Below are 8,294 nucleotides of genomic sequence, written 5' to 3' on the forward strand. Positions count from 1 at the left end.
GTGACTCCTTCATCGGCCCAGGTCGGGCAGGCTCGGTGGGGCGACGGTGTCCAGGTTGGCGGTGTACTGCGCGATCTCGCCCTGGTTGACCAGCCGGACGCTGTCCAGGGCGAAATCGGCGAAGCGCCGGAACGCCACCTCGCCGTCGCGTTGCAGCCGCTCGGGGTCGTGGTAGAGCACCGGCTGGCGCTGGATGTCCAGGTACTGCCGGATGACGCCGTCGAGGCTGCGCAGGTGGCCGCCGACCTGGGCGGCGGTGGAGTAGAGGCTGTCGGGTGATCGGTCGCGTACCCGGTCGAACAGTTCCGGGACGTACCGGCAGGCGTCCTGGAGGGCGCGGCGGGCCTCGGGGTGGCCGACGTCGCGGCTGAGCCGCTCGATGCCCCGCAGCACCCGCAGCGCCTCGTCGACCCGGGCGTTGGCATCGTCGGCGTAGCTGTCGCTGTCGATCTTGGCGGCGGTGCGGTCGTCGACCATCAGGTAGAGCCCGAGGGCGGTGGCGGTGGCGAGCAGCGGCGACCAGAGCAGGCTGCCGGTGAGGGCGAAGACCCCGGCGAATGCGGCCACCGCCGCCGCCAGCGCCACAGGTGCGGCGAGCCGGTGTCTCACTTGTACCCCGCCGCCTGCCGCAGCGCCGCCACCAGGTCGTCCTGCCGGACGAAGGTGCCGTTGGTGGCTGCGGCGACCTCCTGCAACTGGCGGGGGTCGGCGTCGCGGCCGAACGCGATGGCGACCACCGGCACCCCGGCGGCCTTCAGGGCGGTGAGCGCCCCGTCCCGGTCCCGGGCGCCGGACTGGCCGTCGGTCATCAGCACGACCAACCGCTTGCGGTCCCCGGGCTGCGCCCGGCCGAGGTCCTGGGCGGCGCGCTGCAGGCAGGCGTACATGTTGGTGCCGCCGTCGGGCCGGTAGTCGGTGACCTTGCCGGCGAGGTCACGCAGCGCGGCGCCGTCGTTGCCCTGGACGGTCCACGGGCTGCCGCCGGTGATGCCGGCGTTGAAGATGCCGACCGTGGTGCTGTCCTGCGGGTGGGTCTGCAGGAAGTTCAGGGCCGCCTGGTCGGGGTCGAAGATCTGCCCGGCGGCGGCCCGGATGCCGGTCCAGCCGTCGTTGTCCCCCATCGAGCCGCTGCCGTCGAGGCAGTACCAGGCGGCGACGGGACGGCGGTAGCGGGTCTGGTAGCGGTCCAGCGCGGCCTGGATGACCGGGGCGGCCGGGAACTGGATGGCCTGTTCGTTGATGGTGCCCTGGATGCCCCAGGCCGGGTTGAACACCTCCGGGTCCGGCTTGTCGAGGCTGAGTCCGACCCCGGCGGCGGGCCGGCGGCCGAGCTTGAGCAGCGCGGCCTGGGCGTCGGCGTCGGAGAGAAGGTGGTCCTGCAGCTCGGTGAGGATCCGGCGGGCGCCGTCGTTGCCGTCGTGCGGGAGGAAGCCCAGCGGCGCGTCGCTGACCGCCAGGGAACCCCGGGGGTACGCCACGAGCAGCGGTTCCCGGCCGGCCTTGACCAGTTCGGCGTTCTTCTCGATGACCAGGTCCTCGTAGGTGAACATGGCCCGGCACTGGTCAGGGTGGGCGAGGCACTCGGTCATCAGGGTGCCGGTCGACGGCGGGGTCTGGTCCATCGCCTTGACGAACCGGGTGACGCCCTGTTCGACGGCGGGCGAGTCGAGCTGCTGCTGGGTCAGCGGGGCGCCGGGGCCGTTGCCGGCGAAGTGGTTCATGAAGCCGAACAGCACGGTGGCGCCGGAGTTGGACTGGGTGGGGTTGGTGATCCAGACCCGGGTCCGGCCCGACTCGACGGCGCGCAGGATGTCGGCGATCGGCACGTCGGAGCGGCCGGCGAAGCCGAGTTTGGTCATCTCGGAACGCCAGGCGGCGAAGACGACCGGGGTGAGGAACATCGGGCGGACGTCCTGCAGGGCGTTGGCCCGGTCGCCCAACTGGAGGAAGACGCTGGAGGCGAACCAGTACGCGTCGTGGTCGCGGCTGCCGGCGGCGAGCAGCCGCGCCTGGTCCACCGAACCCTTGAAGGTCACGTCGCAGGTGTAGTGCCGGGCCGCGCACCACGGCTTGACGATGGTGGTGACGACGCTTTCCTGCTCGCTGCCGGCGACGATCCGCAGCGTGCCGGCGGCCGGCGCGTCGGTCCGCTCGGCGGAGCCCTTCCCGTTCGTGCAGCCGGTGACCAGCACCAGCATCATCACGGCCAGCGCCGTGAACCTCGTGGCCCGCACCTGCACCCCGTTTCCGTTCGGTCGACGACAGACCCCACATTCGGGCCGATCGGGGTCGTTGGTAGCACCGGCGAACCAACGGGACGGCCAACATCCGGTGAACTTGAGGTGACGGGGGCAGTTGCCCCAGATCACCCTCCACGCCCCGTGACGACGCGGCACGATCGGGTAGAACAGGCGCATGACAGGCGCTGGGCCGGCCCGGGCCCGTGGAAACGCTTCCGGCCACCGGCCGGACGCCCCCTGACGAAGGGAGAGAGAGCCGGATGGCGAACACGATTCCCGACATCCCCCTCAACGACGGCAACACGATCCCGCAGCTCGGCTTCGGGGTATTCCAGATCGCGCCGAAGGACACCGCCGAGGCCGTGGGCCGGGCGCTGGAGGTCGGCTACCGGCACATCGACACCGCCGAGATGTACGGCAACGAGGCCGAGGTCGGCGAGGCGATCCGCACCTCCGGCCTGGACCGCGGCGAGGTCTTCGTGACCAGCAAGCTCAACAACGGCTTCCACCGACCGGACGACGCCCGCAAGGCGTTCGAGTCGACGCTGTCCGCGCTGAAGATGGACTACATCGACCTGTTCCTGATCCACTGGCCGCTGCCCACCCGCTACGACGGCGATTTTGTCTCCACCTGGCAGGCGCTGAAGGAGTTCCAGGGCGACGGCCGGGCCCGCTCGATCGGCGTGTCGAACTTCCAGGTGGCGCACCTGGAGCGGCTGGCCGCCGAGGCGGACGTGGTGCCCGCGGTCAACCAGATCGAGTTGCACCCGTACTTCGCCAACGAGGAGGTCCGCGCGTACGACCGGCAGCTCAACATCGTCACCGAGGCGTGGTCGCCGGTCGCGCAGGGCAAGGTACTCGACGACCCGACGGTGGTCGACGTCGCCGAGCAGGTCGGCCGCACCCCGGCCCAGGTGGTGCTGCGCTGGCACGTGCAGCGCGGCGACATCGTCTTCCCGAAGTCGGTCACCCCGAAGCGGATCGAGGAGAACTTCCACCTCTTCGACTTCGCGCTCGACGACGCGGCGATGGAGCAGATCAGCGGGCTGGACCGGGGCGAGGCCGGCCGGCAGGGCCCGAACCCGGACGAGTTCGACTACATACCGGGCTGACGGGTGTAACGCGGCGCGGCGCCACGGCGCAACTCAGAAGGGGCCCACCGCGGGCCCCTTCTCCGTGTACGAAAGGATCGCCTCCGCCGCGATGTTGCGCCACCGTACTTCCGCAGTTCTTTTGTCGATGCTGGTCGCCGTCGGACCGGCCGCCTGTGGCCCCGCCGAGGAGGTGCCGCAGGCCCGCTGGTCGCCGCCGACCTCCGCCGCCCCGACCCCGCCGCCACCGCCCCGGCCCACCCCGACGTCGACCGCCGAGGTGCGCGGCCAGGTGAAGGCCGCGTTGGTGGAGTTGACCGACTTCCACCCGGCCATCACGGACGTCACGTCGGAGAGCGCCGAGGCGTTCAAGCTCGCGCACCCGTGCCGCGACAGTCTCCCGTCGGACCGGAAGCGGACCGCGCACCGGGAGCGGCAGTGGGACAGCGAGGAGGTCTGGATCCGGCAGTACGTCGTCGGCTATCTCACCGTGCCGGGGCGCAAGCTGATCGGCGAGCTGAAGTCGGCGCTGGCGAAGTGCCGGACCTACCAGGAGCCGGACGGCGTGACGACCACCACCGTCGTACGCCCCAAGGCGCCGCTGGTGCCGGCGGACGCGGACACGGTCTCCTGGTGCGAGCGGCTGGTCAGCGACGACACCTCCTACCTCTGCACCGTCCTGGTGTCGCGCGGCAGCTACGTCATGGAGCTCAACGCCGGCGAGGCCGGCGACCTGGAGAAGTCCGCGAAGCTGCTGACCAGGCTGCACACGACCGCCGTCGAACCGTTCCGCGAGGCGACGTAGCCCCTCAGATGACGTAGCCCCTCAGATGATGAAGTGCAGCCAGTAGGCCAGCCACACCACGAACAGGGCGCCCTGCAACAGGGCCAGCGCCGCGCTCAGCCAGGCGTCGGCCGTGGCGGTCCTGGCCCACCGGGCCAGGACCAGGCCGACCGGGAACGCGGCGAGCAGGTAGCGCAGCAGGCTCTTGTACACCGGTGACCCCATCGACAGCGGCGCCAGCACCATCAGCACGGTGTACGTGACGTAGGGCAATCCGATCCGGCGGAAACCGGCGACCACGACCACCAGGACGGCGACGGCGAACCCGACCCGTACGGCGTCCCCGGGATTGCTGAGGCCGTGCCAGATCACCGGCAGCGGATTCTGCACGCGGATTCCCCAGCCCTTCTCCTGGGCGTGCTTGTAGGCGAACCAGTCCCCGCCCTTCCACCGGCAGAACGCCATGAAGGTGAGCCAGCCGGCCGGGATCAGCAGCAGCGGCCAGCCGGTCCGGAGGTACGCCCGGAGGCTGCGCGGGTCGAGCCGGTAGCGGTGCCGGCGCAGCAGGACCAGGGCGAGCGGGACGGCCACCAGGAACCCCACCGAGCGGCTGAGCCCGAGAAAGTAGCCCAGCACCCCCACCGTCACCCATCGCCCCCGCTCGGCGTAGAAGAAGGCGGCCAGCGCCAGGCACAGGAACAGCGACTCGGTCAGCGCCGCCTGGAACAGGAACGCGGTCGGCAGCAGCACCAGGTAGCGGGTGAACCGGCGCGCCGAGGCGTCGTCGCCGAGCAGCGTCTCGCCCAGCCGCAGGGCGTAGTAGAGCAGCAGCACGAACGCGACGTTGCTGATCAGCAGCAGCGCCAGGGCGGTGTCGCCGCCCAGCGGGACCGCCAGCGCCCGGCCCAGGAACGGGTAGAACAGCGGGAAGCCGAACTCGTGCCAGGTGCCGGTGAGTGGCAGCCGGCTCAGGTGGTGGTAGAGCAGCGCGTCCCAGGCGAACCACATGGAGATCCAGCGGTGCGGCGAGATCGCCTCCTGGTCCGCGCGCATGCCGGCCTCGTCGGCGGGGGGCGCGCCGGGCATCCCGTCCCACCCGGCCAGGGCGATCAACCCGACCAGGGTAAGGACGATCTTCGCGCCGACGAACAGGGTGAACACGTACCGCCAGCGGTCCGGCACCCGGGCGGCCAGGTCGCCCGCACGGCCTCGCAGGCGGTCCCACCTCCCCGACGGACCGGCCGCGGGCGTGCGGCGGTCCACGGCGGTGTCCCGCGGCCCGTCGATCATGCGGCGCTTCCTCACGGATCCGGTCCGGCCCGCGGCCCGCCCACGGCGGCCGGGGTGTCTGCCGGCCGGTCATCCCCCACCTGCGCCCGATGACACCTGCCGGCCCCACGGCGTCGCCCCGACCGGCCGAGTTTCGAGAGCAGCCGAGTTTCGGGGGCAGCCGACGTGAGTCAACGCGGGAAACGGGTAACCGCGCCCGTCCGGAGGACCCCGAGTCAGGGAGCGGCGTGAGGATGGACGAGCGTCACGGCACGGTGGTCATCGGGGCAGGGCCGGCCGGGCTGACCGCCGCGTACGAGTTGCTCAGGCACGGTGCCACGGTGCGGGTGTTCGAGGCCGACGCGGTGGTTGGCGGGATCAGCCGCACCGTCGAGCGGGACGGCTGGCGCTTCGACATCGGCGGGCACCGGTTCTTCACCAAGGTGGGCCGGGTCGAGGAGTTCTGGCACGAGATCCTGCCCGACGAGGAGTTCCTGCTCCGGCCCCGGATGAGCCGCATCTTCTACCGCGGGGCGCTCTACGACTACCCGCTCAACGCCGGCAACGCCCTGCGCAACCTCGGCGTACGGGAGGCGGCCCGCTGTATGGGCTCGTACGCGAAGGCGCGGCTGCGCCCGCCGAAGGACCAGTCGCACTTCGAGGGCTGGGTGTCGGCGCGCTTCGGCTGGCGGCTCTACTCGATCTTCTTCAAGACCTACACGGAGAAGGTGTGGGGGATGCCGGCCGACCAGTTGCAGGCCGACTGGGCCGCGCAGCGGATCAAGAACCTGTCGCTGTCCAGCGCGGTGCTCAACGCGCTGCTGCCCCGCCGCAACCGCACCGACGTGACCAGCCTGATCGAGGAGTTCCAGTACCCGAAGTTCGGCCCCGGCATGATGTGGGAGCGCTGCACGCAGGAGGTCCGCAGGCGCGGCGGCGAGGTCACCACCGGCGCCTGGGTGACGGCGGTGCACCGCAACGGCGGGCGGGCCGTGGCGGTCACCGTCGACGGGGCGGCCGGCGAACGCCGCGTCCCCGCCGACCACGTGATCTCGTCGATGCCGATCTCCGAGCTGGTGGCCGCGGTGCGGCCGGCCGCACCGCCCGAGGTACTCGCCTGCGCCGCCGGCCTGCGCTACCGCGACTTCCTGACCGTGGCGCTGGTGGTGCCGCAGGAGTTCTCCTTCCCCGACAACTGGATCTACGTGCACGACCCGGCGGTGAACGTGGGCCGGATCCAGAACTTCGGCTCCTGGTCGCCGTACCTGGTCAAGGACGGCCGCACCTGCCTGGGGCTGGAGTACTTCGTGTTCGAGGACGACGAGACGTGGCGGACCTCCGACGCGGACCTCGTCGCGCGGGCCACCGCCGAGCTGGAGCAGCTCGGCCTGGTGCGGCCGGGCGCGGTGGAGAGCGGGTACGTGGTGCGGATGCCGAAGGCCTACCCGGTGTACGACGACCGCTACCAGCACAACGTCGACACCATCCGGGCCTGGCTGGCCCGGGAGTTGCCCAACGTGCACCCCGTCGGGCGCAACGGGATGCACCGCTACAACAACCAGGACCACTCGATGCTGACCGCCATGCTGACCGCCGAGAACATCGTCCACGGCGCCGGCCACGACGTCTGGTCGGTCAACGTGGAGCAGGACTACCACGAGCAGAGCAGCGGCAACGGCGACGGCCGGCGGGGCACCGGACGGGACGCGCCGACCGTGCCGGCGCGTACCGTCAGCGCGGTCGGCGGCGGCCGGGCCCCGGACCGTCGACCCACCGGGGTCAACTAGGCCGTCGCGCCGACGGTGTGAGCCGTCGCGATCGCTACGCCAGCGTCAGCGAACCGATCACCGATGACAAGTGGGGCTACGACTCGCCCCGCCTGCTCACCGCCGACGACGTGGCCCAAACAGCCCGATTCCTCACCGACACCCCGTTCGCATCGCTCGCCCAGCGCTACGCTCCCGCAGAGCTCATCACAGCCGACATCTATCCGGCGATCTGGGACGAGGGGCGTTCACCTTCGTCGCCGGTATCGGGCCGGCCCTGACCTTCGTTCGCGCCCGGTCATGAGCGACCGCGCGCGGACCGCCGCGTGATGCAGTCCGGGGCATGGCCACCTTGCCTCTCGCCCCGGCTCAGGCCCACTGCGGCGGCTCGGCTTACCGCCGGATTCCGTTCCGATGTTCCTCAACCCCCGGCTCACCGGTTGCGCCGGGCGATCAGCGGGTCGAGAAGGACGCGGGCGACGAGGGCAGAGGAGTTGCCGGAGTAGCCCTCCAGAAGGATCGGATCCAGGTACCGGACCGGGACGCGATCGTGAACGGTGATTTTGCTGGTGCGGTCGCAGGAAACGCAGGCGACCAGGAGCCAGATGTCGAGGAGTTTGCCATTGGCATTGACGCGGAACTTCCCGTCGCCGGTACTGGCGAGGCCGGAATGGCAGTGGACGCAGCGGAACGCGAGCAGGGGAAGGCGCGTGCGCCGAACAGTCCAGGACAGCACGATATGAGGACGCGTAAACATGATCCCTCGGCGGATTCAAGTGATCATGGCGACACTGCGTTCCTTACCAAATCGCTGAACACTTCGATCGGTTTGAGCCAGTTCAACGTTTCACGCGGTCTGCCATTCAACTCTGCGGCAACCCTATCAAGCTCTTCCTGAGTATGCAAGGACAGATCTGTGCCCTTCGGGAAATACTGCCGGAGCAACCCATTGGTGTTCTCGTTGCTGCCCCGCTGCCACGGGGAGTGCGGGTCACAGAAATACACCGGCATCCCCGTATTCACCGTGAAATCAGCGTGCCGGGCCATTTCCTTTCCCTGATCCCAGGTCACGCTGTTACGCATGAACTCCGGCAGCGTCTCCATCTTCGCCGCGAGGAGAAAAGCGACCCGCTCAGCCGTACGG

The 8,294-nt window shown here is 70.4% G+C and carries 9 protein-coding genes; 4 read left to right on the top strand and 5 right to left on the bottom strand.

The genetic code is table 11. The annotated features are described in order from the left end of the window. Positions 1-9: 9 nt before the first annotated feature. On the bottom strand, positions 10-609 hold the full coding sequence (locus ABZ807_RS25265; RefSeq protein ID WP_357162747.1) for a hypothetical protein: 600 nt from the start codon (positions 607-609) through the stop codon (positions 10-12). Next, the gene (locus ABZ807_RS25270) at positions 606-2,234 is read right to left on the bottom strand and encodes a vWA domain-containing protein (protein WP_357162750.1); all 1,629 of its coding nucleotides are present in this window, start codon (positions 2,232-2,234) and stop codon (positions 606-608) included. Before ABZ807_RS25270 ends, ABZ807_RS25265 begins: the two co-directional genes overlap by 4 nt. Before the next feature lie 266 nt (positions 2,235-2,500). Between ABZ807_RS25270 and ABZ807_RS25275 the strand changes: the two genes are divergently transcribed. Beyond that, positions 2,501-3,352, top strand: coding sequence for an aldo/keto reductase (locus ABZ807_RS25275; RefSeq protein ID WP_357162753.1), 852 nt, complete (start codon positions 2,501-2,503; stop codon positions 3,350-3,352). Between the two features lie 127 nt (positions 3,353-3,479). Continuing rightward, positions 3,480-4,136 carry a hypothetical protein gene (locus ABZ807_RS25280; protein WP_357162756.1) on the top strand — a complete coding sequence of 219 codons (657 nt, stop codon included), beginning with the start codon at positions 3,480-3,482 and terminating at the stop codon, positions 4,134-4,136. A 21-nt stretch (positions 4,137-4,157) separates the two neighbouring features. Here ABZ807_RS25280 and ABZ807_RS25285 read toward each other — a convergent pair whose 3' ends face one another. Continuing rightward, the gene (locus ABZ807_RS25285; protein WP_357162759.1) at positions 4,158-5,405 is read right to left on the bottom strand and encodes a hypothetical protein; all 1,248 of its coding nucleotides are present in this window, start codon (positions 5,403-5,405) and stop codon (positions 4,158-4,160) included. Positions 5,406-5,638: 233 nt separating this feature from the next. Between ABZ807_RS25285 and ABZ807_RS25290 the strand changes: the two genes are divergently transcribed. Both ABZ807_RS25290 and ABZ807_RS25295 read left to right on the top strand, forming a co-directional pair. Continuing rightward, complete coding sequence (locus ABZ807_RS25290; protein ID WP_357162762.1) at positions 5,639-7,171, top strand: NAD(P)/FAD-dependent oxidoreductase; 1,533 nt, start codon at positions 5,639-5,641, stop codon at positions 7,169-7,171. Between the two features lie 17 nt (positions 7,172-7,188). After that, complete coding sequence (locus tag ABZ807_RS25295) at positions 7,189-7,431, top strand: DUF1877 family protein (RefSeq protein ID WP_357162764.1); 243 nt, start codon at positions 7,189-7,191, stop codon at positions 7,429-7,431. Between the two features lie 152 nt (positions 7,432-7,583). On the opposite strand, the gene ABZ807_RS25300 is transcribed toward ABZ807_RS25295, so the two are convergent. Then, positions 7,584-7,886 carry a DUF1062 domain-containing protein gene (locus tag ABZ807_RS25300; protein WP_357162766.1) on the bottom strand — a complete coding sequence of 101 codons (303 nt, stop codon included), beginning with the start codon at positions 7,884-7,886 and terminating at the stop codon, positions 7,584-7,586. Between the two features lie 44 nt (positions 7,887-7,930). Continuing rightward, the coding region (locus ABZ807_RS25305; RefSeq protein ID WP_357162769.1) for an IS30 family transposase at positions 7,931-8,294 on the bottom strand (364 nt) is incomplete at its 5' end.

It is taken from the genome of Micromonospora sp. NPDC047548 (genome assembly GCF_040642975.1).
Taxonomy (GTDB): domain Bacteria; phylum Actinomycetota; class Actinomycetes; order Mycobacteriales; family Micromonosporaceae; genus Micromonospora.

What these genes read in the sequence shown, in the direction of transcription:
- ABZ807_RS25285 (WP_357162759.1), bottom strand. Translation starts at nt 5,405, where the DNA reads ATGATCGACGGGCCGCGGGACACCGCCGTGGACCGCCGCACGCCCGCG.
- ABZ807_RS25275 (WP_357162753.1), top strand. Translation starts at nt 2,501, where the DNA reads ATGGCGAACACGATTCCCGACATCCCCCTCAACGACGGCAACACGATC.
- ABZ807_RS25290 (WP_357162762.1), top strand. Translation starts at nt 5,639, where the DNA reads ATGGACGAGCGTCACGGCACGGTGGTCATCGGGGCAGGGCCGGCCGGG.
- ABZ807_RS25280 (WP_357162756.1), top strand. Translation starts at nt 3,480, where the DNA reads ATGCTGGTCGCCGTCGGACCGGCCGCCTGTGGCCCCGCCGAGGAGGTG.